Genomic DNA, 25,582 nt, shown 5'->3' with positions numbered 1-25,582 from the left:
AGTCAAGGTGGTGCTCGACAAACCATGCTCGGACTAGGCGCTTCTGAAGTTGTACTCATTGTAGGCGTATTGCTGCTCTTTTTTGGAGCCAAGCAACTCCCCGACCTCGCCCGCGGACTGGGCAAAGGCATCCGCAAATTCAAAGACGCTACTGGCGACATCAAGAACACGATTGATAAGTCGATCAACGACTAAGGTTGGTGCGTTGCTTCCGGGCCAGATTGGGCTAGAGCGATGACGGTTTTCTGATTACAGGTAGCCACCAGCTTACCAATGCCAGCAACGCCAGTGCCCCCAGCAACCAGGGGGCAAACTGGGTTAGGCTGGCCACCAGCACCGTCAACGGATTGGGTTGTCCGGTGGCGCGTTCGGTGAGCCAGGCCAGCGCAGCAATGCCCGCCAAAATGGCTCCTGTTACCCGCACTGTGCTGTAGAACGTTCCCAGACTTAGTAAAATCAGCCACGGCATAGTGAGGGCAATCACAATGAGTTGCATGAGTTCGATGCCTACGTTGAAACCCAGAATGCTCAGGGCCATGCGCCCTCCGTCGAGGTCGAGGTTGGCGAGCGTACTGGCAAAGGCCAGCCCATGCACTAGCCCAAATCCCGCCGCCACCCACACTTCCCGCCCCGGAAATAAGGGCCGAACGGCGTGAATAGCCGACACCAGAATAGACACGGCAATAAGCATTTCAACGGGTTGGCCGGGCAACCGCACCCAGCCCGTTGCCCCGGCCAGCAGGGTCAGCGAGTGTCCCAGCGTGAAGGCCGTGATAATCAGCAGTAACCGCCGCAGACTGTAGCGAACACCCCCAAAACGGCCCCAACTGGCCCTTCGGCCCGTTTTGCGCTGCACCAGCAGCGGCGCGGGTAGTAGCAACACCAGTAAAAACAGCAGGTGATCGGTGCCTTCGGCAATGTGATTCATGCCCAGCCTGACCATGCTCACAAACCCCGTCCAGACGCTGCCCGTGGCCAAGTTGACCGACAGCGGCAGGATTCGGTTATTGACAATATCCAGTTCAATGGCACCTACTTGATCTAGAGGGGCGTCGGCCCCCGATTCGGGTAGCAGGCCCCGCGCCCAGTCCTGCCGCACAGACACCAGAATTTTGTGCGTCACCACCTGATGCAGCACCACGTCGTAGTAAAACGTAAACCGCCGAATGTCGGCACCGGGTGGGGGAATTAGCCTGATCTGTGCCGTCAATTCACGGTAAGGGCCGTTGATCGCGTTTTGGGTTTCCTGTACGCCCAGCGCACCCACATTCACGACCCAATAGCGTCCATCGGGTGTCTGAGGGCGGATGTGCTTAGCCAGGTAACTGCGCAGTTGCGAACCCAGCCGGTCCACCAGCCCTGCCGACGAATCATTGACCGCGTAGCCAAACGCCGCCTGCAACTCGCTCAGCGGAATCTGCACCTCTGCATCAATTCGGTCAGCATGTACGTTCAGCAGCACCACCGAATTGGGCATGGGGTGGGCGGTGGCTTGCGGAATTAATGTACAATGTATAATGAACAATGTACAACGAGCAGCCACCGCTAATCTGCTGATGCGGAATAGTGAGGGCCAGCGCCTCAACCTCCCTATGGTTCTCCGGCAAAACCATTGTACCACATCGGCAAACTGACCATTCATTGTACATTGTTCATTATTCATTGTACATTCCTAGTTCCCCCCATAATCACCGGTATGGTCGCGCCAGACGGAGTGGGGGTGGGGTGTGTTGCGAACGATAACCCCGCCCTGATACGAGAATTCGATCCAGACGCCCGGCCCGTCAATGCGCACGTAGTCGTTTTGCGAAGCCACCGCCGTAGTGCCCGAATAAGCGATGTAGGTGTTGGCCAGGTCCGACGTGTATTTGGCGAGAATGGTACTAGCGGTAGCTGTATTGGCATCTAAGTCGCTGACATAGAGCTTGATCGCATTCAGCACCAGTGCCTGTTTAGCGGCGCTCAGATCACCTACTCGCAGGCCTGCTTTAATGGCGGGAAACTGCCCGTCTTTGCCAGGCCCCAACACCACATCGCTAAACGTAGATGAGAGCTTGGCCGTAGTTTGTTCCGTGCTGCTTAGGCCCGTGAGCATAGCCGCGAAGGCGGCACGTTCCTGTTCAATGGGCTGGTAGCTGCGGTTGGCACCCGTCACGACTGCGGCTGGCTCCACAGCCCGAAACGCTGGCGTAACCCCCGTAACGGCCCCCGCGTTGAAGGTAAACGGCTGAGTGTAGTGGTGGCCTGTAAACAGAATAGACCATAACCCCGTAGTGCTCGGTGTACCCAAAACAGCGATATAAAAATTGGCCGCGCCGTAGCCCGACCCGCCGCCAATCGTGGCCAGGTAATCGTCGGCCACCATGTTGCCGAGCATTTCGTCATAGCCTTCGTCAAGGCCACCTGTGGTTAAAACGGCCACCATCAGATCGCGGAAAGCGGCAAGCTGGGTGCTGTTGAGCGATCCTAAGCTAATACCGATCCGGCTGGAGAGTGACGCGGGCAGGTTCGACCATTTCTGGGCGTTGGCCTTGCTATAGGTTAACTGGGTGGTGGCCAGTTGGGTGGCGGTCAGGGTGGCTTTGAAGGCCTCCGTCAGACAAACTACTTTAGCCAGCCCAGTCTGGGCATTACAGGTGGCATTGGCTGATGCCGTGACCGAAAGGGCCGTCGTTACGGCCGACGAGTTGGCTGTGACCGTGCCAGAACTCGTTCCGCCCACGGCCAGCGAGAGGGTACAGGTTTGTCCGCCGAAGCTCAGCGCAAAAGCGGCAATACCACTGCTTGAAGGCGTACCGTTGATACTGTAGGTCAGGTTGCCCGCGCCACTAGCCAGCGTACCCGCCTGAAGTATAGCGTTCAGCCCGGTTACCCCCGTTGAGCCAACCGCCGTGCCTGCACCGTAGGCTACGCCGTTGCCGCCCGTGTAGGGTACCGTGGCTGTGCCGGTGTAGGTAGCACCGCTCACCGCCGTGGTCGAAAACGTGGCTGACGCACAGGCGATAGTCGAGATAGAAGCCCCTGAGGTAACTACGGGGTCGGTGGTGGTTTTGCAGGCATCAATGGCCAGCAGTGCCAGCAAGAGGCTCAGCAACAGCAGGTTGCGGTAGAAAAAATTCGTCTTCATTGCTTGTTGGTAACCGGTTGTAAATCAGTATGAAGCTGGGTAGGCAGCGCAGTACAACGGCTGTACGGTATAGTGCCATTGCCTTGTCTGTTACGTGACGAAAGGCCTTTCTGTTGCAGCAGATAACCCATTCGGCGATGAAAGGGACTAAACCTGAGGTGAATAGATAATTTTCCCATAGACTTGGGCTACTAATTCTGGCAAGGGCATGGACTGTATCTTGCAGCTATGAACCGAAATCTATCTTTGTGGCTGCTGTTGGGCCTGTTTGGTGGTCAACTGGCCCTGGCGCAAACACCGCCCCAATCGTCATCAACAGCCCGCCCCCTGAGTGTCAAAACGGCCAAGGTGCTCGTTACCGACTTGACCCGGATTAAGCAGGTGGGTGGCATCCAACTGGCCCCCGACGGCAGCAGCCGGGCACTCTATACGCTCACCACCACCGAGCCTCAGCCCGATGCCCCCGACGAGTTCGACTACCGCACCCACATCTACCTCAGCGGCCTCACACCCAACAGCGCGGTAGCGCTCACGCGGGGTACCGAAAGCGCCCGGCAACCCGTTTGGCAACCTGCTAAATCAGCCAATGGCACTGCCACCAGTCAGCAGATTGCCTTTGTGCGCAACGTGAAAGGCAAGCCCCAGATTTTCATTATGCCCCTGGCGGGTGGTGAGGCCTATGCGCTCACCAATGTGCCCTACGGGGCCACTAACCCCGTTTTTTCGCCCGATGGCAAGCGGCTGCTGTTCACCGCCAACGTCACCTTCGCCGAACTCCAGGCCGACACGCTCCTTAATCCGGGCAAGCGCGGGCCGCTATGGTCTATTGAAAAACCGGGGCTGTCGCTGTCGGCGCTAACGGGTAGTACTGCCAAACCCAACCCCGACGGGTCACTGGCCGAAGTGCGGGCGTATCTGACCAAAGACGAGACCGACAAGAAGGCCAAGGTCATCACCCGAATGAATTTCCAGGGCGAAGCCACCACCGAGCCAATGCTGTCGTTCCAGCACGTCTACGTGATCGACGTGCGCGAGGGAGCCACGCCACGGCCCCTCACGCGGGGCTTTGCGTCGTACCTGGCGCCGGTCTGGTTGCCCAACGGCCAAACCATTCTGGCCGTTACCGACCGCGACCCCGCCCAGCACCCCGACCGGGAATATGACAGTGCCATTGTGGCCATTTCCGCCGACGGGTCGGGCACGACCACGCCGGTGCTGAGCGAGGCAGGTAAGTCATTTGGCAACCCCACGCCTTCGCCATCGGGCGCGTGGCTGGCCTACAGCGTGGGGCAATCGCGCGACGTGGGTTTTGCCCAACTGGGTCTAGCCACGCTCAACGGAACCACCGCCACCAACCCAAAACAGGTGGCCTTCGACCGGGCAGCGGGTGGCATGGCCTGGGCTACCGTGGCCACTGCTGGTCAGCAACGCCGGGGTGCCAAAACCACTACCCCGAACGACGAAGGCCTTTATTTCACCGCCCCCACCAACGGCGACGTCCCCTTATACCGCCTCAACCCAACAACTGGCACTATTGATAAGCTAACCGCGCCGGAGCGGGGCATTACGGCTTTCGCCGCCGACCAAAACTGGCTGGTGTATGCCACTACGGCGGTAGCTGACCCGTCGGCGCTGGAAATGGCGGCTGTTTCGGGAAAGAATGCGCAGGTGCTGGAGCAACCCAACGCAGGCTGGCTAACCGGAAAAGTGCTCAGTTACCCCGAAAAGCGTGTTTATACGAACTCGAAAGGGCAGGCCATCGACTACTGGATCATGAAACCCGCCGGGTTGCAGGCTGGGAAAACCTACCCGCTGGTGCTCAATATGCATGGCGGCCCTACGGCCATGTGGGGGCCGGGTGAGGTCTCGATGTGGCACGAATTGCAGTACCTCTGCGCCCAGGGCTACGGCGTGGTCTACGCTAATCCGCGCGGGTCGGGTGGGTATGGGCAGGCGTTTCAACGAGCCAACGTCCGCGACTGGGGTACCGGCCCCGCCGAAGACGTACTGGCCGCTGCCACCGCCGCCGCCCGCGAAGCCTGGGTCGACACCACCCGGCAGGTGATCACGGGTGGGTCGTATGCGGGTTACCTGACAGCCTGGATTGTAGCGCACGACAACCGGTTCAAGGCCGCTTTTGCCCAGCGGGGCGTTTACGACCTCACCACGTTCATGGGCGAAGGCAACGCATATAACCTGGTGCCCAACTACTTCGGCTATCCCTGGGATGCGGGTGCTAAAGCCATTCTAGATGCCAATTCGCCCTACAGTTTTGTGCAAAACATTAAAACGCCGCTGCTCATCAAGCACGGCGAAAACGACCTCCGCACGGGCATCATTCAGTCGGAGATGATGTATAAGAGCCTGAAAATCCTGAACCGCCCCGTCGAATATGTCCGTATGCCCGGAGCTACCCACGAGCTAAGCCGGTCGGGTAACGTGCGGCAACGCATAGACCGCCTGCTCCGCATCTGGGAGTTCTTCGAGCGCTTTGTCGGCGACCCCGCACCTAATGCCCGAGTGAAATAGCAAGCACGAAAAATGCCCCTGACACGTGTCAGGGGCATTTTTCGTAGGTTCCGTAACGAAATTAATACGTTTCGTAGGTGAATTCTTCGATGTTCCCGTTATCGTAGGCAATCTTCGACACAAGGCCGTTGCTGTTATACGTCAGTTGGGCGCCGGTAGTGCGATTGTTCTGATTAAACACCTTTACAGATTGGTCTGCAAAGGCCTCACCGATATTAAAAGGTCGGTTTAAGGCATTTGCTGTGCCATCACTAGGACTCTCATAATCATTCGACAGTGAGTAGTAAATGCTGAATCCCAACAAGCCCCGGTATGGGTTAGGTGTGTTGTCGTAGGAATAGGAAGTACCATTGATAGTGGTAGCATTGCCGCCTGCAAACGCGTAGGTTTCTGTTCTACTACCAATGCTTATCATGTTTTCAAAGCGGGTTACTGTCTGTGATGAGGGCAAAGTATTATTGCCCTCATAGTTGTATATGGACACTACTTTATCTTCGCTTTTAGTCTTGATTTTATCAACGTACAGAGTAATACTGCTGACCCGACCTTGAGCATCATACTTGTACCTTGTCGTATGAAAAACAAAATCGTCTACTTTAATAGTTACGGAGCTGATGCGCCCATTTTCATAAACTGGTGAATATTGCCTGTTGCCAGGTCGGATATACGATTCTAGCTGACCCTTGGCATTATATATCAATGTGAATTCACGCGTATACGGCGTGTACGGATCTGGAAGGGGGTAGGTGTGCGCTACCGTCTTGAGCCGGTAGCGTAAGGCAGGTTGGTCGCGGTGGTCAGCGCAGGTAATGGCGGTGCAGAGAATGGTAAGCAATAGAAGCCAACCGAAAAGCGAAAAGTTTTTCATTAGTAAACAGATTTGGTTTGAGTAAACGCCTAAACGTAGCTAAAAATTTAAGTGCTGAAATAATAGTCGTTTATTATCTATTAATCGGCCTCTACTACTATAAGTATTTATTTTAACTCGAGCAGTAATTATACTTTAGTATACGTTAGGATAAACTGTACAAAAAAGGCCCCTGACGCGTGTCAGGGGCCTTTTTTAGTATCTGAGAACAGTATACGGTTAAGCTGCAACTTCGGCGTGGTGTTCCTGGGCGAGGTAATCCAGCACACCCTGGAAGGTAGTGAGTTTGGGGTAGTCTTCGTCGGGGATTCGAATACCAAACGTCTGCTCTAGTTGCATAATCAGATCAACCGTGTCGAGGCTGTCGAGGCCGAGGTCACGTGTGAAATGCGCATCGCCACTCAACTGCGATGCATTAATGCCAAACGAGGCTAAGATGTCAGTAACGCGTGATTTCGTATCCATGTTGATGCAAGTGCGAACTTGTGTTTATTAGTGACTGGTCTTTCCTGACTAACTGCCAACTTGTTGAATTTGTTGTTGCTACAAAATGCGGTTCGTCGTGTTTTTTGTAAATTTTAAGGATTGGGGGTTGGGTGGGTAGGTTGTTTCCCCACGAGGGACCACCCCACCAACAACCCACTTAAACCATCAGAGCGCTTCACCCAGTAAGCGTTTTATTTCCAGGCGGTTTAGCAGCAACTGGTATTGATAGAGTACCTGTGCCAGTTGCGCTTCTTCAATGCCTGTTTCGGCGCTCTCCAGTTCAACGCTGGTGATGACGCCGTTGCGCAACCGGGTTTGGGCTATCTCTAGGGCTTTGCGGGCCTGAAGCACCTGCGTCTCCAGATTTTGCAGCCGCGTTTGGTTAGCCACAATGTCGGCGTTGAGTTGTGACAACTGCTGCCGAAGCTGCGCTGAGGCGTTTTCCACGGCATATTGATTGGCGTTGAGGTTATACCTAGCCGCCTGATTTTGCAACCGGTACCGCCGACCAGCATAAATTGGGGCCGTTATAGACACCCCCGCCGCCACATTGTAGCGCAACTGATTCACGTCGGGTACGTAGCCGTTGCGGTAGCCGGTGTTGCCCGAAAAGCCGATGCTGGGCCGCCCCGATAACTCATCGATCCGAATGTCGGTCTGCGCCGCCCGCACCCGATCCTGTGCAGCCAGTACGTCTTTATTGCTGGCCAATGCCGTTTGTAATTGGCCGTCGAGGTTAAAGGGCTGCACGGGTTCGCCAAATTGCAACGCTTCGGGGCCAATCTCAGGGTTGCCGTTGCCGGTCAGGTAGGTGAGCAGGGCTAACTGACGGTCTAGCTGATTTTGCAGATCAATCTTACGGTTCTGGGCCGTTTTCAGCCGCACCTGCTGCGACAGCACGTCATATTGCAGGGCATCGCCGTTTTGCAGGCGGGCACCCAGTACGCGTACGTTAGCCGCCGCCGTCCGGATCACCGAATCCTGCACTACCATGCTTTTGTGGAGATAACCAATGCCGTAATACGCCGCTGCCACCTGGTAGGTCAGGTTATGGCGGGTAAGCTCCTGCTGTCGGCGTTGCACCTGTAGGTTGTCGCCTGCCCGCTGAATGTTGGCATTGGTACGGCCAAAATCATAGATCGACTGCGATACTGATACGTTGGCGTTGATGTTGTGGTTGGGCTGAAACTGCAATTCCACCTCGCGACCGGCCACGGGCAGGGTAGCCTTGGCCACGGGCGTAAGGTAGAGGTACGACCCATTGGCTGCTACCTGCGGGCGCAGAGCTGTGCGGGCGATGTCGGCTTGCAGACCAGCTGCCTGGATCTGCTGCTCCTGCTGTTTCAGCACCGGATAATTGGCCGTGGCCTGTTGCAACAACGCCCGCAAATCGCCGGGCAGCGCCGCAGGATTTTGCGCCAGCGACAAGCCCGGCAACAACGTAAGAAGGAATAGGTGGTATGGTTTCATAAATGATTTGGGATTTTGGATTGGGGATTTCGGATTTCGGACCGGCGTTAGCTCAATCCACAATCCGAAATCCACAATCCCAAATCCCTTTTAGTGTGCTGCATCCGCGGCGGCTTTGGCCGTGGCAGCATCCATTTTTACACGTTTGAGTAGGAACAAGAGAGGGAACGAGACTACGAAAAACAGCCCCGCCAGCCGGAACGTATCGAGGTAAGCCAATAGTAGCGACTGTTTCTGTACGGCCAGTTCCAGCGTTCGGTAAGCACCGCCTACGGCATCCAGGGCGTTCATACCTTTGGCTGTCAGCGTCTGGGTCATGCCATTGATGCGGTCAGTAGCCAGGGGGTTGTCGGGCGTGATGTTCGACACCAGATCAACCCGGTGATAGGCCACCCGCTGGGCTACATAGGTATTGGTGATGGCCACGCCAAACGCGCCACCTAGTTGCCGCATCATGTTGGTGAAGGCGATGCCCGCTGGTAGCTCCTGCGGTTTCAGCCCCGACACCGACGAGTTGATGAGTGGCACGTTAACAAAGGCCAGCCCCACCCCCCGAATCAGCAGCGCCTGCACAAAGTAGCCGTCGGTGGTGTCGGCGGTGAAAGTTGACATGACAAAACAGAATACGGCAAAGGCCACATAGCCTGCCATAACGATGTAACGCGGCGACACGCCTTTCGACAAAATGCGCCCCACCAGCGGAAAGCAGATGGCCGCAATGGCCCCGCCAGGAATGAGCAACTGCCCGGTTTTGGTAGCCGTAAAGCCCGATACCCGTTGCACAAACAGGGGGTACAACAACACCGACGTGAACAGGCCGTAGCCCACAATAAACATCAGGATCGAACCAACGGCCAGGTTCCGGTTTTTCAGCACCCGCAGGTCGAGCACGGGCGTTTTGGTTCCGCGCAACTGCCACCAGATAAACAAGGGCAACGCCAGCACAACCGCCCCCGTGAGGTAGCGGATCAACTGATCGTCGAACCAGTCATCACTTTCGCCACGCTCCAGCACATACTGTAAACTGCCCACACTGACCGCCAGAAGCATAATGCCCAGCCAGTCGATGTTGATGCTCTTTCGGTCAATATCGTACTCGTCCTCCTTTTTGTCGATAAAACTCAGGCTCAGAAATGTAGCTGCAATGCCCACCGGGATGTTGATGTAGAACATCCAGCTCCAGTGAAAATTGTCAATGATGTAGCCACCCAGCGTAGGGCCAAACGTAGGACCCAGCACAATGCCCAGCCCAAACAGAGCTGAAGCCAGCGGACGTTGCTTGGGCGGAAAGGCGTCGAACATGAGGCCCTGCGAGGTAGAGAGCAGCGCCCCGCCCCCCACGCCCTGCATAAACCGGAAGAAGACCAGGGTCCAAAGGTCGGGGGCAATGCCACAGCCATACGAGGCCACGGTAAACAGAATGATAGAGCTGATGTAGTAGTTCTTCCGGCCAAAATAGCGCTGCAAAAAGCCCGTCATCGGAATCACAATCACGTTGGCAATGCCGTAGGACGTAACCACCCAGGCGGCATCTTCGATGGTAGCCCCCAGGCTACCGGCAATGTCGGTGAGGCCCACGTTGACAATCGAGGTGTCGATCAGCTCCATAATGGCCGCCGTGACAGCCGTCAGCACGATGATCCACCGCCGAATGCCCACCGGATAACTCGGCGCGGGTGCGGGAAGAGAGGTTGTCATGGCTAATTCTATTTCGCCACGTGAACGGCGGCATCTACGCTGAGACCGGCACGGAGTTGTTCTTTGTATTTTTCGGGATTCAGGATCTCAATCTTCACGGGCACCCGCTGGGTAATCTTCACGAAGTTGCCCGACGAGTTATCGGGGGGGAGCAGGGCAAACCGGGCACCGGTAGCTTCAGACAGTGAGGCAACGCGGCCTTTAATGTCGAGGTCGGGGTAGGCATCAAGCTTGATGTCTACTTCCTGACCCATACGAATTTTGTCTAGTTGTGTTTCCTTGAAATTGGCTACCACCCAGAACGTACTATCGTTGACGATGGTCATCAGATTCTGCCCTGGCTGCACGTATTGGCCCATAACCACGCTCTTCTTGCCAATTTTACCCGTAATGGGAGCCGTCAGTTTGGCGTAGCTGAGGCGCAGTTTAGCGGCTTCTACGGCGGCGGCTTTCACCTTTAGGACAGCCTGCATTTTCTGAATGGCGGCCTGTGCTTTCTGGATACCCGCCTGCGCTACACCCTGCTGCGACCGGGCCAGGCCCACCTGCTCTTCGTTGGCGGAATAGGTCCGCGCCTGAATGTCGACGGTGCTTTTCGAGTCGTCGAGTTGCTTGCGGGTCAACGACTGGTCGTTATACAGGTTCTGGTCGCGCTGCAAATCGGCCTGGGCTTTGGCGCGACGGGCAGCCTGCACGTCGGCGTTAGACTGAGCCACCCGCAGGTTCTGCACCACTTGCCGTGAGTTAGCCTGCGCCGTGGCCAGGTCGGCCTGCGCCGTTCTGATGTCGGCCAGGGTAGACTGGTAATCGGCTTCGGCCTGTTGCAGGGCCACGGTATATTCCAGCGGGTCGATGGTGAGCAGGGGCTGCCCGCGTTTCACCACGGCATAGTCATTCACGTTGACTTCCTGCACATAGCCCGCTACACGAGCCAGCACGGGTGCCGAAGTGCCTTCAATTTGCGCGTTGTCAGTCGACTCGAACTGCTGCCCACGACGATAGGCCGTGAAACCCCAGTAGAGACCAGCCAAAAGCGCAATTAATCCGATTACGCGGGGTAAGTAAGTTTTAACCGGAGATGCATTATCTGTTGCCATAGTTGGTTGTATTGCAGTGGAAAATGAGCCGCTGATGTAATGGTGCTTGCTATTAATTCGTTGATGATAAACAAAGGTAAACCGAGTTGACTATAAAAGTCAAGTAAGTTGACTATATTTGACCCTTTATTTTGGATTGACCTATTTTAGGTGGTTAGTTCTTAGTCATTGGTCATTGTACTGCGCTGTCATTAGCCATTGGTACGGTCCGACGGGTCGGCTGGATACAACTAATGACCAATGACCGCGCAGCGAAATGACCAGTGACCGCGCAGCGTAATGACCAATGCAGTTATGGGCATAGATAACAAAGCCTTCGATTTTGCTTACTTCCGGCAGGTACGTGGCCGGTCGTTGGGGCGTATTTCCTGGCGGTTCAAGCGGTACATGGATGGCTTCATGGAGCCTCAGTTGCATCAACGGGGCTTCACTGATTTTAAACTCAGTTACCTGCGTTTGGTTACCAACATTGAGGAAAATGGCATTACCAACAACGAGCTTGCTCGCAAAGCCGACGTGACCAAGCAGATGATGAGTAAGGTGGTCAGCTTACTGGAGGAGCAGGGTTATATCTACACACAAAAAGATGTGCAGGACTGCCGGGCCAGCCGGATTTTTCTAAATGAGCGTGGTTTCGAGTTATTGCACGCCGTACATGACTGCATGAAAGAAGCCCACGACCATTTCACAACCATTATTGGGCAGGAGCGCCTTGACCGCCTGATCGACGATCTGAAGGATCTGGTAGATGGCCTCGATGAAATTGGCGACTAAGCCCAGACCATGCTTACCACGCCCATAAGCATAATTAGCTTGCAGAGGTTGCTGAGGTAAGCAAAGTCACGGCGGGTGTCGGCCCGCACCAGGCAATATACCAGCCAAGCTACCGGAATCAGTAGCAGCATGAATATCCAGCCCAGATTAGGGTTATGAAGCGAATCGGCGATGAGAAACAGGGTGCTGATAAACGAGGCAATCAGTATATACAAAAACTGCTTGGTGCGGCGCAGGCCCCAGATGATTGGCAGTGTGCGGCAGCCATAACGCGCATCGCCCCGCACATCTTCCATGTCTTTAATAACCTCGCGCACCAGCGTCACCACAAACGCGAAGGCCGCGTAAATCAGGAGAAGATCGGTGTTTTGGCGGTAGTAAACAGCCATAATCACCAGCGAGAGGGCCGTCAGGGATGATACCGTGAAATTGCCCACAAAGGGTTGCCGCTTCAGATTGGCCGAATAGAACCACAGCAGCGATACCGACAGCACGTCGATGGCAAATACCCAGCGGCTCAAGAGTAGCCCCAGGGCGCAACCTAGCACATTCAGCGCCTGATGCGCGGTCATGGCCCAGCGCCGTTTCAGGTACCGCCCAATCACCACTCGGTCGGGCTTATTGACAATGTCTATTTTTACGTCGAAATAATCATTGATGATGTACCCCGCCGCCGCAATGCAGACCGTGCTGAGGGTCAGGATAAACAACCGGGGTTCCAGCAGCAGGCGGGGCCAGTCTTGCCGTGGGCCAATAAGCGCCACCCGTGCCAAATACTGCGTTCCCACCACAATCAGCAGGTTTTGCACCCGCACGAGGCGCAAAAATCCCTTGATGTATTCGGAGGTGGGTATGGGACGGGTCATCTGACAAACTTACGACTACCCGCGTTGTAAATGGGCACGTATCCCAGTATGCGGGCGTTGGCTTCGGTAACGCCGGGGGGCAGGGTAGCGGGGGGGTACCGAATACCTTCATCGGGGTGAATCCAGAACTCCTGTGGGGGCGTGTCGCCCACGGCCTCGAACCCCAGCTTGCGGTAGCTACCCCCATCTGACCAGTCCCGGTCGGCATAGGTCATTAGGTTGTCGGCGGGGTGGTTGGTGAGGTAGGCTTTCAGCAGCTTGTCAACGCCACCTACCACGGTACAGCCCAGCCGGTTGGCCAAACGCAGCAACTCAGCCGAGCGGGTGGGGGGCTGTTGGCGGGTCATCTGCCGGGGCTGGGCAAACGTGGCTACGGCCAGCAAAACCTCGGTGGGGGGGAGGTCGGCGCGGTAGTGGTCGGGCAATCCAGCCGGGGGCAATCCAGCCGGAGGCAGGACGCGGTAGTAGCGTTCGGGTAAAAACAGGCCATAGCGCACCTTACCGGGCAAAGCGGCCTGCAAATGATTCGTTTCCAGAAACGCCACGGCTACTGCTTTGTCAATACGCCTTGCCTGCATCAGCCGCCCTGGCACCCGCACAGATTGCCCTTGCAACGCCTGCAAGCGCGAGGCCACTACGGCGGGTTTCTGGCGCGTCACATCGTCCCACAAATGAATAATTCGTTCGCCCCGTGCTTCGTGGTAGTTGGTGAGATTTTGGCAGAAAAAGGTCATGTCCTGCCCCTGAGCCAGCCGCGCATAGGTAGCCAGGTCGAGGTGATGGAGCCAAATCGGGGTACCGGTCAGTGGCGTGGTGGGGAAGGGGGAAGTCATAGCGCTTTGGGCATAAAAAAGCCCCAAACCGGCGTGGCAGGGGCTTTTCAGTACATCATAGGTTACGGTTAATGGTGGTCATCGGTGGTATCGACCGGTTGATTGTCGAGGTTGAAGAGGTCATTCAACACGTCAATCAGCGTTTCGGCCTCACCGCGTTTGCAGGCGGCTTTGAGTTGCAGCACGGGCAGTTTTAACACCTTCTGCATAATGCCCCGCGTAATCTTCTCTACACGCTCCGACTCGTCGGGGCTGAGTGTTTTCAGGTGCCGGGCAATCTCTTCTTTCCGAATCTGCTCGAGCGCATTCTTCAGCTTGTTGATCGTGGGCGACACCATCATCTCCTTCGACCAGTCGCCGAACTCAGCAACGGACTGATCGACCAGGCTTTCTACTTTCGGAATAGAAGCAATGCGGCGGTTCAGGGCTTCGTCGGCGCGGTTGCGAATGTGGTCGATGTTGTAGACCAGCACCCCCGGAATCTGCTCAACGGCGGCGTCGACGCTACGTGGCACCGACAAGTCGATGAAGTACTTGAACGTCAGTACCTGCAAGTCGCCCAGCAGTTCGGGCGTGAAGAGTGGTTCGTTGCGTTGCACCGCCGAAATCACGACATCGGCGCGGGCAATTTCGGTGCTTAACTGATCGAAATCGGCAAAGCGCACGTGCAGTTCCTGAGCCAAATCTTCGGCCTTAGAACGGGTGCGGTTGCAGAGCGTAATGTTTTTGATGCCCCGCGTTACCAAGTTACGGCAAACGTCGGCCCCGATTTCGCCCAGCCCCACCACCAATACCGACGGGTTGGTGCGTTCGCCTGCTAGCTCGTCGATCAGGTCAACGGCAGCGTAGGACACCGAAGCGGCTCCGTCGCGGAAGGCTGTTTCCTGAGCAACGCGCTTGTTGGTGAAAAAGATAGTATGCATCAGGCGGTGCAGAAACGGCCCGGCCAGGTCCAGATCAGCCGACCATTGGTAGGCGTGCTTCACCTGATTTGGAATCTGCATGTCGCCGATGACCTGCGAGTGCAGCCCTACGCAAACGGCAAACAAATGGCGCACGGCTTCGTCGTGGTTGGCCATTTGGTGAAAATAGGGGAGATAGTCGGCGGTATCGGTCAGCCCTTTCTCGATAAGCAACAGCCTGATGATGGTGTCGTTATGATCTTCCGGGGCAGTGTAGTATACTTCGGTGCGGTTGCAGGTAGAGACCACCAGCAACTCAGACAGGCCGAGTATATCGCGTAAACGAAGCATGAGCCGTTTGGCTTCTTCTTCGTTGAGTGCAATTTGTTCACGAACAGCCAGGGGGGCTGTTTTGTGCGACAGACTTATCGATTTAAAAACGTCGAACATAGCTAATACGCTCAGGCAACTGCTAAACGTGAAAACAAAATTACGCCACAAATGGAGTAGAGTAAACCAAAGCAGGTAATCGGAGTTTATTTAGAAAGAGTACAAATAGCAATTCGTTTCTTCGATAAATCCAACTAACTTCCCTGCCTAAAAAACACCCTAAGGTACGTTACGGTTCGTCTGTACGTTAGGAAAGAGAGCAAACGTAGTAGCTGTTGATTTAACGTAGGTAGCCGATCGCAACAGCGGTACCGCTGCCTGATGCCCATGCTGAAGTCATTCGATATTTACAATCAGAATAACGTTCTCAAGATCATTGTTGCCGTCAACCTTTTGTTGGTCGGTACGGGGTCGTTGCTGTTTACCAACCGCATTATCAATAAGCTGGAAGCCCGCGAGGAGCAATATATGCAGTTGTATGCCAGTGCGTTGAAATATGTCTTTCAAACGGCTGACAATGAGGAGAATATAAACCTGATTGTAGACGGCATTCTTCAGGCCAACCAGAACAACGCCATTCCTGCTATCTACGTCGATGAGCATAACGAGCCTGTACAAAGTAAGAACATTGACTTGCCAACGGGATTGTCGGCCAAAGAGACGCGGCTGTATTTGCTGGAGCAAAAAGAGAAGATGCGCCGCAATCACTACCCCATCCGGGTCGATTTGAAAGACGGCAACTTCGGGCTTATCTACTACGACAATTCACTGCTGCTGAAGCAGTTAAACTATTTTCCGTTTGCTCTCATTGCCACGCTCACAGCCCTGGGCGTACTAGCCTACCTGTCATTCAGTTCGTCGCGGCGGGCCGAACAAAACCGCGTGTGGGTGGGGCTGGCCAAAGAAACGGCTCACCAGTTGGGCACGCCGCTCTCGTCACTAATGGCCTGGGTCGATTATATGCGCACCGACCCGGATCATTACGAAGCCGAGGTGACCGACGAGATTGAGAAAGACGTGAACCGGCTGGAAACCATCACAGCCCGTTTCTCCAGCATCGGGTCGGTGCCCACGCTCAAAGACGAGAACATCGACGAGGTAGTAACCCACTTCACCGACTACCTGGCCCGGCGCATTTCGACGAAGGTGAAAATGACCGTGGAAAGCAACCTGCCTGCCTCGCTGATGGTGCGCATCAACCGGTTGCTGTTCGAGTGGGTGATCGAGAATATCTGCAAGAACGCCGTCGATGCCATGGCCGGAGTAGGCGAACTACGCATCCGGCTACTACCCCTGCCCCACGACGAGGTAGCCATCGATATTACCGATACGGGGAAGGGCATGAGCAAGGCCAGTATGACCAAGGTGTTTGCACCAGGCTATAGCACCAAAAAACGAGGGTGGGGTCTGGGCCTCACGCTGGCCAAGCGTATTGTGGAAGATTACCACAACGGGCGTCTGTTTGTGAAAAGCTCAGAAATTGGCAAGGGCACCACCTTCCGCATCGTGCTCCACCGCGAACCCGGCCCGCTCCCTGAAATAGACGAACCCCGCCGCAAACGACCATCATTATTGAAGTTGCGAGGACCGAAGGTGAAATGATTTACGATGTACGAATTACGATGTACGATTTGGGCTGACGCACGAACACTCATGTCTTAGCCTATTCGTGCGTCAGCTCAAATCGTACATCGTAATTCGTACATCGTAAATCATTTCACCTTCCATTGATCGGCACGGACAGCGTGTCGGTTTCGATGGTGTTACTGATCCGGAGGCCGCGGTCGCGGATGCGGATCTGGAATTTGACCGGCACCATCTTGAAATTGCGCTGGTAGGGAAATATCTGGCTGAAATCGAGCACACCCTCGATAGAGCCTTTCTGACCTTCGCGGGTGAGGCGGGGGAAGTATAATTTCGACAAAACGGCCAGGGGCAGTTCTTCATATTTGCCACTCACCAGCTGGAACGTCTTGATCTCGTAGTTGCCCCAGGTTTCTTTACCAAACACCACTCGCTGCCGGGTGGTATCCTGCGTGTTCTCGCCGAGGTCGCCGGTGCCGTCCTGGAAATTGATGGTTACAATCACCGAATCGCGCCGGGGACGGCCTACGCCCGTGCCTGCTTCAAGGGTTTGTTTCGTGACCGACAGAAACCGGATTTCCGGGGTGTCGCTGTAGTTGGGTTCCACAAAACAAGCGGTGGCGGCCGTGCCCAGTACGCCCAGTACTACCAAGCCCTGAATTAGTTGTTTACGCATCCTGTTGATTGATCAATATCGCTTCTTCTGATCCAAATTTACTGTGCTTTTGCCCCTATCCAATCAGCGTTCTGAACTTAGAAAACGCATCCTGACCGTTACGGAGGCCACTTTTACTCAACTGGCGCTCGACCTGTTTCGGTATCAGGCCTGCCATAACGCCACCTATGCCGAGTACCTGCATCACCTGCGCCGAGACCCCGAAACGGTAACTACCCTGGAGCAGATTCCATTTATGCCGATCCGGTTTTTCAAATCGCACCAGCTGCTGATTCCTGAACTAACGCCCGATCTGCCAGCCACGGTGTTTGCCAGCAGCGGCACCACCGGCCCCGCCACCAGTCGTCATTTTGTGACGGATCTGGCCCTTTACGATGCCGTTTGTACCAGCACGTTCGAGGCCGTTTATGGACCGCTGAGCCACTACTATGTGCTGGGGTTGCTGCCGTCGTATCTTGAACGAAATAACTCGTCGCTGGTGTATATGGTTCAGCGGTTTATGGAGCAGTCCGGCTCGGCTGTGTCGGGGTTTTATCTGGCTGATTTCGATGCCCTTACGCACCACCTGCGCCAGCTCACCGGGCAGCCCGACGGCCGGAAAATCCTGCTTATCGGTGTCACCTTCGGCCTGCTCGATTGGGTAGAGCAAACGCCCGATCTGGCTTTTTTGGCGCAGAACAGGGAGTTGATTGTGATGGAAACGGGGGGCATGAAAGGACGCCGCCGCGAGATGCTCCGCAATGAGGTCCACGCCGAACTGACTCAGGCATTGCACCGGCCGACCATTCACTCGGAATACGGCATGACCGAACTGCTTTCGCAGGCCTACTCCACGGGCGAGGGCATTTTCGCACCCAGCGCCACACTGCGCGTTTTCCTCCGCGACCTCAACGACCCGTTCCATATCTACCCACCCACCCAAACCTCCGCCCGCCAAACAGGGGGCGTAAACGTGATCGACCTGGCTAACCTTGACTCGTGCGCCTTCATTGAAACCCAGGATTTGGGCCAGTACGTGGGTACCGAGGGCCATTTCCGCATCATCGGCCGGTTCGACAATTCCGACGTGAGGGGCTGTAATCTGCTGGTGTTGTAAGCTTATTTCCCGTACCACGTTTGCCTCATAATGATCAGCGTTTTTTCAATCTGAGCCAGGTCGGGTGCATCGGGGAGGGGGCTGTTGGCGGCGAGGGTGTCGATTTGGGCTACCCGTGCTTCGGCCTGTTCCAGTAAGTCGGCGTAGTCGAAGCCGCCGACACGGACCTGCAAGAGATAGTCGCGGTTGGGGCGGCGCACGATAACCTCGCCCCGCTCCAGAATCTCGGCGGCCATGTCGAGCAGCCGGATGGTATGCATCATGTTTTTGGCATCGTAATTCTTGCCATGGTCGAGCGTATTTTGGTAGCGGGCATCGTTACGTGTCGAAACCCATTCCCAGTACTCGCGGTAGCTTTTGCAGTAGTACGAATAGCCGTCGTGGTTCACATACAGGTGTGCTTCAACCGGGTGCCTCTCCGGAATGCTGCTGAGGGCCACCTGATTCGATTCGTCGGACAAAACAATGCCCCTGAATCCCAGCAGGTCCGTTTTATCAATGTGCAGGGCGAATACATCGCGGGCATGAGTCAGGTTAACCAGCCCACATTGCTCCTGAGTAAGGCCCTGCCTTTCCAGCCACGTCAGCACCGGCACGGTCCCGTCGCCAACGAGTACGTGGCAGAAATTGAGTAGCGATTTGCGCTCTTTTTCCACGGGGTTCACAATCTTTTTGTTCAGTCCCCGCGCCTTTTTTATCTGGCTGATGGCATAGCCCGCAAACGTATCGCGGCATAGTTTCGACAGGAAATCAGCCACCCGGATATGGTCCATGATTGGGTCGCGGTGGATGATGCAGTCGGCGGGGGCGCAGAGCAGTCCGAGGATATTAGGATTATTTTTTGACAAAAGATCCACAAACCGCCCAAGCTCATAAAAGATTATGTCGTTAGTGCGGTCGTTGACCTGCTCGGTATAGGTGAGGCCGTAAAGGTCGGTTTGGGGCAGTATAAACACCCCGCGGATATCGGTGTCTGAATGGGGCAGGTTGGTGCCGTAGGCTTTGCTGCCGCTAACGGTTTCAAACACAATCAGGTTACGGTCGCGGAGGTCTTGAATGGTCATAGAAAGACGACAAATGAGGTAGGGTAAAAATAGAAGTAGGGACTGTTGTTTTGTTTTACTTCTTAAAATCTATGGACTAAAAGTAATTTGCTCAATCGGATCAAACACTTGTCATCATTAGGTGTTGTTGACCTAGTACATACACAATCAACAACGTTATGAAAAAAGTACTGGTAAGCGTAAGCCTGGTGGCGGCATTATTGACCATGGGCACCGTTCAGGCTCAGAGCCGCATGGACAACAATATGGTCGGCAAGATGACCAAAGTCGATTTTGAGCGCAAGAATAAAGAAGGAGCCGCCACTGTGGCCTCAATCATGCCCAACAGCAAAAAACTCTCGGCCGCCGACGAAGCCCTGATGAAGGAAGTAGCCATGGGTGGTATGATGCAACTGGAAACGAGCAAAGTAGCTGTGCAGAAATCAACCGACCCTGCCGTACGTGAATTTGCCCAGGGCGAAGTAGACGAGCAAACGGGCCTTTCTGATAAGCTGAAGGCCATTGCCTCGGCCAAGGGCATTACCCTACCCGCCACACCCGACGCCGAAACGCAGCAGATGGTGTCGAAAATGCAGGGTATGTCGGGTGCCGCGCTAGACCGTCACTACATTAAAGAACATGGCGTAAAAGGCCACGAGAAATTAGACAAAGTGATGTCGAAGGTGAAAATGAAAGGCACCGACGACAACCTGACCGCCGTGGCCAAAGCCGCGCACCCGCTGGTGAAAACCCACCTGAAAGTAGCCCGCGACATGGAGGGCAAGATGGGAGTTCAGTAGTAAGTAATGGTAAGTGGTAAACGATAAGTGGTGAGTTTGCTTTCGCATCTGTTCTTGCGAAAGCAAACTCACCACTTATCGTTTACCACTTACCATTACACACCCAGCCCTACCTGAATTTCCGTTACGTGGTTGTTGGTATTGTCGAAGTCAACCACGGCATACACCTCCCGAACCTGCTTGTTGTAGGTATGACCCTGGGCGTAAAAGGCGGGAAAAAGGGCATCGTACGTAGCGCTGAGGCCTTCCCAGGGGCCTTTATAGGTATATTGGGTGCAATGGAAAGGCGCAATGGTCTGATAGGTAAACCCGGTTGGTTCGGTCCCTTCGGTAGCAATGGGTACTACAATTGTTAAGTCAAACTCGTTTGTCGGGTCGCCCGTCGCGCCATTATAGTGGAACGCCATAGGGCCGGTAATTGTAAGCCCCAAACGGCCTGCTTCGGCATACATCCGTCCTGGTATGTCGCCTACACCCTGTTTCATGTTTGCCAGCGTAGTGCGCATCTGGAAACACAGGCCAGTGAATGGCCCGGTGGTCAGCACTGGCATGGTCGAAATCGTGATTGGTTCAGTAATCATGAGTGAACTGGTTTTGGTGAAACAACAGGTCGAAGATCAATGAGCGTGGTGACAGCTATATGTCAGTAGGCAATATGCCCCGACAAAAATCATTGCCAATGAGCCACGGCCTCTTGTGCTAGTTGTTGTATTTGGGTACGCAATGTATCGGGCGATTCGAGCCGCACGTACTGCCCGTACATCAGCAGCCACCGGCACAGCCCGCCTGTGTATTGGGTCAGAAACTGCATATGTACCCGATCACCGCGGGTCTCTTCTTTGATGAACCCATAGCCATAGCGCTCCCGGTGGGCAAAGCGGGCCATTCGTGGTTCCATGCTAATCCATACTTCAGTGAGTTCGGCGGTGCTTCTTAACCGTTCCAAATAATTAGTCAACGATAGTCGGTCGGGTGCCTGAAATAGACGGCCAGTCACGTTGATCTGCTTAATGCGGTCGGTACGAAAGTCGCGGTAATCCTGCCGAAGCTGGCAATGCGCAATCAGGTGCCAGCCACCGCTATAGTGTACCAGTCCAATGGGGTCTACTTCGCGCTCGGTTGCCACATCGCTATACTGAGCCTGGTAGCTGATCAGTAGACACTTACGCCCCACGATGGCCGCTTGCAGTGTATTCAGCAACTGATCGGTGGGGGCGGCATGAGTAGCGGGTCGCAGTACCGTGAGCTGACTGTCGAGGTCATCGAGATGCTCCTTTTCTGACCCTTTCAGCACCGATTTAATCTTGTACAGGGCCGAATCGAACCCCTGCTGCACCGAGGCGTCGGCGTATTGTGCTACGAGTTTAGCCCCAAATACCAGCGCACTGGCTTCGGCGTTGGTAAACATCACCGGCGGCAGGTGGTAGTTCTCCAGAAAATAACCTACGCCTGCCTCAGCCCCAATGGGTATGCCCGCTTCTTCCAGCGACCGCACATCGCGGTAGATGGTGCGGAGGCTGGTGCCAAAGCGGTCGGCGAGTTCCTGCGCCCGCACCACGCGCTTGGTTTGCAGATGGATCAGGATGGCGGTCAGTCGGTCGAGGCGATTCATACGGTGCCAAAAATATCAGATCGCAGTTGTTTCCTGCGCAGTAAAGACCGTATTTTCGGCTGTGGGGTCGTGGCTGTTCTGTTTACCCAGCAGCTTACATACGATCTGTTCACAAACAAAACGTCCCATTAGTCGATCCAGTTATACCGCTTAATTATGGCCAAACTCATCATCATTGATGACGAAAAGAGCATCCGGGCCGCCCTGCGCGACATTTTAGAGTATGAGGGTTACGAAGTCGACGAAGCCAAAGACGGCGAAGAAGGCCTTGATATGCTCATGAAGACCCGCTACGACGTGGCTTTGTGCGACATTAAGATGCCCAAAATGGACGGTCTGGAAATGCTGAAGAAAATCAGCGAAGCCGAACGCGGCACCCAGATTATTATGATTTCGGCTTTCGGTAATGTCGAAAATGCCGTAGAAGCGACCAAGCACGGTGCCTTCGATTTCATCACCAAGCCACCCGATCTGAACCGTTTACTGATCACCGTTCGCAACGCCATCGACCGGTCGAAACTGGTGCAGGAGACTAAGTCGCTAAAGCGGCGGATCTACAAAATCAACGAGATCGTTGGCGACTCTGAGCCAATTCGGAAGGTGAAGGAAACCATCAATCGCGTGGCTGCCACCGAAGCGCGGGTGCTGGTGACGGGACCAAACGGGTCGGGTAAGGAGATGGTGGCTAAGGGCATCCACGAAAAAGGCAACCGGTCGGCCATGTCGCTGGTAGAGGTCAACTGTGCTGCTATCCCGGGCGAGCTTATTGAGAGCGAGCTATTTGGCCACGAGAAAGGGGCCTTCACCGGAGCCGCCGCCCGCCGCATCGGCAAGTTTGAGCAGGCCGACGGTGGTACCTTGTTTCTGGACGAAATTGGCGACATGAGCCTCTCGGCGCAGGCCAAAGTGCTACGGGCGTTGCAGGAAAGCAAAATCACCCGCGTGGGTGGCGACAAAGAGATCAAGGTCAACGTGCGCGTGATTGCGGCCACGAACAAAGACCTTCGCCGCGAAATTGCCGACGGTAACTTCCGCGAAGACTTATTCCACCGCCTCAGCGTGATCGTGATTCACGTGCCTGCCCTGTCTGACCGCAAAGAAGACATCCCGCTGCTAGCCGAGAAATTCCTCCACGACATCAGCGGTGAATACAACGCCCCCGCCAAAGCCATTGAGCCAGAGGCGATGGGCTACCTGCAACAGATGCCCTGGACGGGCAATGTGCGCGAACTGCGCAACGTAGTGGAGCGACTGGTCATCATGTGCGGCGACGTCATCACCCTCGACGACGTGAAGATGTACGCATAGGTGAGTTTACTGTTTAAGTCTAATGTCTAAAGTTGCACTGCCGGGACATGAAGATTGCATCTGGCAGCGCAACTTTAGACATTAGACTTAAACAGTAAACTCACTTTGAAATCCGTTCTCTGCCGCCAGTTTGGCCCGCCTGAAACCCTTGTTGTCGATGATGTTGCCTGGCCCGATGCAGCACCGGGTAAGGTGGTCATCGATGTGAAAGCCTGCGGGGTTAATTTCCCCGATACGCTCATTATCGAAGGCAAATACCAGTTCAAACCCGACTTTCCGTTTGCACCCGGCGGTGAAGTAGCAGGCACTGTGCGCGAAGTGGGGGAGGGCGTCGCGCACCTGAAACCCGGCGACAATGTCTTTGCTCTCACAGGCTGGGGTGGCTTTGCCGAAGGTGTGGTGGCCGATGCCTACAAGACGTTTCCCATGCCCCCCGGTATGGACTACACCACGGCGGCGGCGCTCATGTATACCTACGGCACCTCCTACCACGCCCTGAAACAGCGGTCCAACCTGCAACCCGGCGAAACCCTGCTGGTGCTGGGCGCGGCGGGTGGGGTAGGGCTAGCCGCCGTTACGCTGGGCAAGCTGATGGGTGCCCGCGTGATTGCCGCGGCCAGCACCGACGAGAAACTGGCCCTTTGCCGCGACCACGGTGCCGACGAAACCATCAACTATACCACCCAACCCCTCCGCGAAACCCTGGCCGGACTAGTGGGCAAGAAGGGAGTCGACGTGGTGTATGACCCCGTGGGTGGCGACCTGGCCGAACCTGCGTTGCGCAGCATGGCTTGGGGCGGGCGGTATTTGGTGGTGGGCTTTGCGGCGGGGCCTATTCCGGCGCTGCCGTTCAATTTGCCCTTGCTCAAAGGCTGCTCTATTGTGGGCGTTTTCTGGGGTGCTTTCGCTGAAAAACAGCCCAAAGACAGCGCCCAGAATATCCGTGAGCTGCTCCAGTTCTGGCAGCAGGGGCAGTTGGTCCCCCACATTCACGCCACCTATCCGCTGGAACACGCCGCCGATGCGCTCAACGACATGCTGGGCCGTAAAGTGATGGGAAAGGTACTGGTGGTAGTGTGAATTGATTAATTCGCCAACCGTAAATGACTGATCCTATGACAATCGACGAACGTATTGATAGACTTGAATTACGCCTGGTAGAACTCTCGCAGCGGATTGATACCCTGTATGAGATGTATGAGAAACTACTGGCTATCGGCATCACGCTCGACGCTGATGAAATTAAAGCTATTCAACAGCAACTGGCGAAAAGCGCTATCAACTTGGAGAACCGGCAGAACTGAGTTTTGGAGAATCCCCGAAACTCATGTTCTGTAACCCATTTACTGCTCCAGCAGATAAGCTTTAATAAACCCGTCAATGTCGCCGTCTAGTACGGCTTCGGTGTTGGAGGTTTGGTAGCCGGTGCGGTGGTCTTTCACGCGGCGGTCGTCCAGCACGTACGAGCGTATCTGCGACCCCCACTCAATCTTTTGTTTGCTGGCCTCAATCTCGGCGCGGGCGGCATTGCGCTTCTCTACTTCAATCTGATACAGTTTTGATTTCAGCAGCCGCAGGGCTACTTCCTTGTTCATGAGCTGACTGCGCTCCTGCTGGCATTCGATAATCAGGCCCGACGGTCTGTGCCGCAGCCGTACGGCGGTCTCCACCTTGTTTACGTTCTGTCCACCAGCCCCGCCCGACCGGAACGTATCCCAGGTAATATCGGCGGGGTTCACTTCAATTTCAATGCTGTCGTCTACCAGCGGGTAGGCGTAGACCGACGCAAAGGACGTATGCCGCCGGGCGTTGGAATCGAAGGGCGAGATACGTACCAGCCGGTGTACGCCGTTTTCCGATTTCAGGAAACCATAAGCCAGTGGACCATCTATTTCAATCGTAGCTGATTTGATGCCCGCCGTGTCGCCGTCCTGATAGTCAACCTGTTTCACGCCGTAGCCATGCTTTTCGGCCCAACGCATATACATCCGGTAGAGCATGTCGGCCCAGTCCTGACTTTCGGTACCACCCGCGCCAGAGTTGATTTCCAGCACTGCCGACAATTGATCTTCTTCGTTGCTAAGCATCTTCTTCAGCTCCAGCTCGTCGAGGGTTACTTGTAGCTTCTGACCCTCAGCGTCAACCTCTTCTTCGGTGACGTCGCCGCCGGTGTAGAATTCGTAGAGCGTTTCTAGGTCGCCAAACTCGCCGAGGAGCTTTTCGTAGCCGCTGATCCATCCTTTGAGGCCTCGCACCTGCTTCATTACGCCTTCGGCGCGGGCGGCATCGGTCCAGAATTCGGGCTGAAACGTCTGTTGCTCCAACTCGGCAAGCTGTTGTTTCTTATTATCGTAGTCTAGGTAGCCCCGCAACGCTTCGACACGCTCCCGCAGGTCTTGTAATTGTTCAGTCGTCATATATAA

The 25,582-nt window shown here is 55.2% G+C and carries 24 protein-coding genes; 9 read left to right on the top strand and 15 right to left on the bottom strand.

The annotated features are described in order from the left end of the window. Positions 1–24: 24 nt before the first annotated feature. Complete coding sequence (locus tag J2I48_RS07420; RefSeq protein ID WP_207334763.1) at positions 25–195, top strand: Sec-independent protein translocase subunit TatA/TatB; 171 nt, start codon at positions 25–27, stop codon at positions 193–195. A gap of 31 nt (positions 196–226) precedes the next feature. Here J2I48_RS07420 and J2I48_RS07415 read toward each other — a convergent pair whose 3' ends face one another. Further along, positions 227–1,477 (bottom strand): HupE/UreJ family protein, encoded by a 1,251-nt coding sequence (locus tag J2I48_RS07415; protein WP_207334762.1) that lies wholly within the window; start codon positions 1,475–1,477, stop codon positions 227–229. A 195-nt stretch (positions 1,478–1,672) separates the two neighbouring features. After that, the gene (locus tag J2I48_RS07410; protein WP_207334761.1) at positions 1,673–3,127 is read right to left on the bottom strand and encodes a DUF3500 domain-containing protein; all 1,455 of its coding nucleotides are present in this window, start codon (positions 3,125–3,127) and stop codon (positions 1,673–1,675) included. A 228-nt stretch (positions 3,128–3,355) separates the two neighbouring features. Between J2I48_RS07410 and J2I48_RS07405 the strand changes: the two genes are divergently transcribed. Beyond that, complete coding sequence (locus J2I48_RS07405; protein WP_207334760.1) at positions 3,356–5,656, top strand: S9 family peptidase; 2,301 nt, start codon at positions 3,356–3,358, stop codon at positions 5,654–5,656. A 61-nt stretch (positions 5,657–5,717) separates the two neighbouring features. On the opposite strand, the gene J2I48_RS07400 is transcribed toward J2I48_RS07405, so the two are convergent. From J2I48_RS07400 to J2I48_RS07380, 5 genes are all read right to left on the bottom strand, one after another. Continuing rightward, a complete protein-coding gene (locus tag J2I48_RS07400; RefSeq protein ID WP_207334759.1) occupies positions 5,718–6,524 on the bottom strand; it encodes a hypothetical protein in 807 nt (268 codons plus the stop codon). Positions 6,525–6,743: 219 nt separating this feature from the next. After that, positions 6,744–6,989: an acyl carrier protein gene (locus J2I48_RS07395; RefSeq protein ID WP_207334758.1), complete on the bottom strand. Its 246-nt coding sequence runs from the start codon at positions 6,987–6,989 to the stop codon at positions 6,744–6,746. Positions 6,990–7,175: 186 nt separating this feature from the next. Then, positions 7,176–8,480, bottom strand: coding sequence for a TolC family protein (locus J2I48_RS07390; protein WP_207334757.1), 1,305 nt, complete (start codon positions 8,478–8,480; stop codon positions 7,176–7,178). 90 nt (positions 8,481–8,570) lie between these two features. Beyond that, positions 8,571–10,178, bottom strand: coding sequence for a DHA2 family efflux MFS transporter permease subunit (locus J2I48_RS07385; RefSeq protein ID WP_207334756.1), 1,608 nt, complete (start codon positions 10,176–10,178; stop codon positions 8,571–8,573). Between the two features lie 8 nt (positions 10,179–10,186). Continuing rightward, a complete protein-coding gene (locus tag J2I48_RS07380) occupies positions 10,187–11,275 on the bottom strand; it encodes an HlyD family secretion protein (protein ID WP_207334755.1) in 1,089 nt (362 codons plus the stop codon). 279 nt (positions 11,276–11,554) lie between these two features. Between J2I48_RS07380 and J2I48_RS07375 the strand changes: the two genes are divergently transcribed. Further along, entirely contained in the window at positions 11,555–12,049 is a 495-nt protein-coding gene (locus J2I48_RS07375; RefSeq protein ID WP_229375913.1) for a MarR family winged helix-turn-helix transcriptional regulator, read from the top strand. Here the strand turns inward: J2I48_RS07375 and J2I48_RS07370 are convergent. The 3 genes from J2I48_RS07370 to hemA all read right to left on the bottom strand — a co-directional run bounded on the left by J2I48_RS07370 (position 12,046) and on the right by hemA (position 15,100). Next, positions 12,046–12,915, bottom strand: coding sequence for a geranylgeranylglycerol-phosphate geranylgeranyltransferase (locus tag J2I48_RS07370; protein ID WP_207334754.1), 870 nt, complete (start codon positions 12,913–12,915; stop codon positions 12,046–12,048). The genes J2I48_RS07375 and J2I48_RS07370 overlap by 4 nt on opposite strands. Further along, positions 12,912–13,748: a hypothetical protein gene (locus J2I48_RS07365; protein ID WP_207334753.1), complete on the bottom strand. Its 837-nt coding sequence runs from the start codon at positions 13,746–13,748 to the stop codon at positions 12,912–12,914. The genes J2I48_RS07370 and J2I48_RS07365 overlap by 4 nt, the downstream gene beginning before the upstream one ends. Before the next feature lie 68 nt (positions 13,749–13,816). After that, entirely contained in the window at positions 13,817–15,100 is a 1,284-nt protein-coding gene (gene hemA, locus J2I48_RS07360) for a glutamyl-tRNA reductase (RefSeq protein WP_207334752.1), read from the bottom strand. A gap of 267 nt (positions 15,101–15,367) precedes the next feature. Here hemA and J2I48_RS07355 point away from each other — a divergent pair, with 267 nt between their 5' ends. Continuing rightward, positions 15,368–16,642, top strand: a complete 1,275-nt coding sequence (locus tag J2I48_RS07355; protein WP_207334751.1) for a sensor histidine kinase — start codon at positions 15,368–15,370, stop codon at positions 16,640–16,642. Positions 16,643–16,757: 115 nt separating this feature from the next. Here J2I48_RS07355 and J2I48_RS07350 read toward each other — a convergent pair whose 3' ends face one another. Beyond that, on the bottom strand, positions 16,758–17,300 hold the full coding sequence (locus J2I48_RS07350; RefSeq protein ID WP_207334750.1) for a hypothetical protein: 543 nt from the start codon (positions 17,298–17,300) through the stop codon (positions 16,758–16,760). A 43-nt stretch (positions 17,301–17,343) separates the two neighbouring features. Here J2I48_RS07350 and J2I48_RS07345 point away from each other — a divergent pair, with 43 nt between their 5' ends. After that, positions 17,344–18,396 carry a long-chain-fatty-acid--protein ligase gene (locus J2I48_RS07345; RefSeq protein ID WP_207334749.1) on the top strand — a complete coding sequence of 351 codons (1,053 nt, stop codon included), beginning with the start codon at positions 17,344–17,346 and terminating at the stop codon, positions 18,394–18,396. A gap of 2 nt (positions 18,397–18,398) precedes the next feature. Here J2I48_RS07345 and J2I48_RS07340 read toward each other — a convergent pair whose 3' ends face one another. Continuing rightward, positions 18,399–19,460, bottom strand: a complete 1,062-nt coding sequence (locus tag J2I48_RS07340) for a DNA polymerase beta superfamily protein (protein WP_207334748.1) — start codon at positions 19,458–19,460, stop codon at positions 18,399–18,401. Between the two features lie 158 nt (positions 19,461–19,618). On the opposite strand from J2I48_RS07340, the gene J2I48_RS07335 reads away from it, so the two are divergent. Then, positions 19,619–20,239: a DUF4142 domain-containing protein gene (locus J2I48_RS07335; protein WP_229375909.1), complete on the top strand. Its 621-nt coding sequence runs from the start codon at positions 19,619–19,621 to the stop codon at positions 20,237–20,239. Between the two features lie 95 nt (positions 20,240–20,334). Here the strand turns inward: J2I48_RS07335 and J2I48_RS07330 are convergent, their stop codons facing one another. Then, positions 20,335–20,820 (bottom strand): GyrI-like domain-containing protein, encoded by a 486-nt coding sequence (locus J2I48_RS07330; RefSeq protein ID WP_207334747.1) that lies wholly within the window; start codon positions 20,818–20,820, stop codon positions 20,335–20,337. 89 nt (positions 20,821–20,909) lie between these two features. After that, positions 20,910–21,851 carry a helix-turn-helix transcriptional regulator gene (locus J2I48_RS07325; protein ID WP_207334746.1) on the bottom strand — a complete coding sequence of 314 codons (942 nt, stop codon included), beginning with the start codon at positions 21,849–21,851 and terminating at the stop codon, positions 20,910–20,912. Between the two features lie 156 nt (positions 21,852–22,007). On the opposite strand from J2I48_RS07325, the gene J2I48_RS07320 reads away from it, so the two are divergent. The 3 genes from J2I48_RS07320 to J2I48_RS07310 all read left to right on the top strand — a co-directional run bounded on the left by J2I48_RS07320 (position 22,008) and on the right by J2I48_RS07310 (position 24,463). Beyond that, a complete protein-coding gene (locus J2I48_RS07320; RefSeq protein WP_207334745.1) occupies positions 22,008–23,159 on the top strand; it encodes a sigma-54-dependent transcriptional regulator in 1,152 nt (383 codons plus the stop codon). Between the two features lie 105 nt (positions 23,160–23,264). Then, positions 23,265–24,239, top strand: coding sequence for an NADPH:quinone oxidoreductase family protein (locus J2I48_RS07315; protein ID WP_207334744.1), 975 nt, complete (start codon positions 23,265–23,267; stop codon positions 24,237–24,239). Between the two features lie 35 nt (positions 24,240–24,274). After that, a complete protein-coding gene (locus J2I48_RS07310; RefSeq protein ID WP_207334743.1) occupies positions 24,275–24,463 on the top strand; it encodes a hypothetical protein in 189 nt (62 codons plus the stop codon). Positions 24,464–24,502: 39 nt separating this feature from the next. Here J2I48_RS07310 and prfB read toward each other — a convergent pair whose 3' ends face one another. Then, positions 24,503–25,576: a peptide chain release factor 2 gene (gene prfB, locus J2I48_RS07305; RefSeq protein WP_207334742.1), complete on the bottom strand. Its 1,074-nt coding sequence runs from the start codon at positions 25,574–25,576 to the stop codon at positions 24,503–24,505. Between the last annotated feature and the right edge of the window lie 6 nt (positions 25,577–25,582).

This window comes from Fibrella aquatilis (assembly GCF_017353255.1).
Classification (GTDB): domain Bacteria; phylum Bacteroidota; class Bacteroidia; order Cytophagales; family Spirosomataceae; genus Fibrella; species Fibrella aquatilis.
This window is presented reverse-complemented; position numbering and strand designations above follow the sequence as displayed.

Coding starts and splice junctions, on each gene's coding strand:
- J2I48_RS07420 (WP_207334763.1), top strand. CDS start 25: ATGCTCGGACTAGGCGCTTCTGAAGTTGTACTCATTGTAGGCGTATTG.
- J2I48_RS07415 (WP_207334762.1), bottom strand. CDS start 1,477: ATGCCCAATTCGGTGGTGCTGCTGAACGTACATGCTGACCGAATTGAT.
- J2I48_RS07410 (WP_207334761.1), bottom strand. CDS start 3,127: ATGAAGACGAATTTTTTCTACCGCAACCTGCTGTTGCTGAGCCTCTTG.
- J2I48_RS07405 (WP_207334760.1), top strand. CDS start 3,356: ATGAACCGAAATCTATCTTTGTGGCTGCTGTTGGGCCTGTTTGGTGGT.
- J2I48_RS07400 (WP_207334759.1), bottom strand. CDS start 6,524: ATGAAAAACTTTTCGCTTTTCGGTTGGCTTCTATTGCTTACCATTCTC.
- J2I48_RS07395 (WP_207334758.1), bottom strand. CDS start 6,989: ATGGATACGAAATCACGCGTTACTGACATCTTAGCCTCGTTTGGCATT.
- J2I48_RS07390 (WP_207334757.1), bottom strand. CDS start 8,480: ATGAAACCATACCACCTATTCCTTCTTACGTTGTTGCCGGGCTTGTCG.
- J2I48_RS07385 (WP_207334756.1), bottom strand. CDS start 10,178: ATGACAACCTCTCTTCCCGCACCCGCGCCGAGTTATCCGGTGGGCATT.
- J2I48_RS07380 (WP_207334755.1), bottom strand. CDS start 11,275: ATGGCAACAGATAATGCATCTCCGGTTAAAACTTACTTACCCCGCGTA.
- J2I48_RS07375 (WP_229375913.1), top strand. CDS start 11,555: ATGACCAATGCAGTTATGGGCATAGATAACAAAGCCTTCGATTTTGCT.
- J2I48_RS07370 (WP_207334754.1), bottom strand. CDS start 12,915: ATGACCCGTCCCATACCCACCTCCGAATACATCAAGGGATTTTTGCGC.
- J2I48_RS07365 (WP_207334753.1), bottom strand. CDS start 13,748: ATGACTTCCCCCTTCCCCACCACGCCACTGACCGGTACCCCGATTTGG.
- hemA (WP_207334752.1), bottom strand. CDS start 15,100: ATGTTCGACGTTTTTAAATCGATAAGTCTGTCGCACAAAACAGCCCCC.
- J2I48_RS07355 (WP_207334751.1), top strand. CDS start 15,368: ATGCTGAAGTCATTCGATATTTACAATCAGAATAACGTTCTCAAGATC.
- J2I48_RS07350 (WP_207334750.1), bottom strand. CDS start 17,300: ATGCGTAAACAACTAATTCAGGGCTTGGTAGTACTGGGCGTACTGGGC.
- J2I48_RS07340 (WP_207334748.1), bottom strand. CDS start 19,460: ATGACCATTCAAGACCTCCGCGACCGTAACCTGATTGTGTTTGAAACC.
- J2I48_RS07335 (WP_229375909.1), top strand. CDS start 19,619: ATGAAAAAAGTACTGGTAAGCGTAAGCCTGGTGGCGGCATTATTGACC.
- J2I48_RS07330 (WP_207334747.1), bottom strand. CDS start 20,820: ATGATTACTGAACCAATCACGATTTCGACCATGCCAGTGCTGACCACC.
- J2I48_RS07325 (WP_207334746.1), bottom strand. CDS start 21,851: ATGAATCGCCTCGACCGACTGACCGCCATCCTGATCCATCTGCAAACC.
- J2I48_RS07320 (WP_207334745.1), top strand. CDS start 22,008: ATGGCCAAACTCATCATCATTGATGACGAAAAGAGCATCCGGGCCGCC.
- J2I48_RS07310 (WP_207334743.1), top strand. CDS start 24,275: ATGACAATCGACGAACGTATTGATAGACTTGAATTACGCCTGGTAGAA.
- prfB (WP_207334742.1), bottom strand. CDS start 25,576: ATGACGACTGAACAATTACAAGACCTGCGGGAGCGTGTCGAAGCGTTG.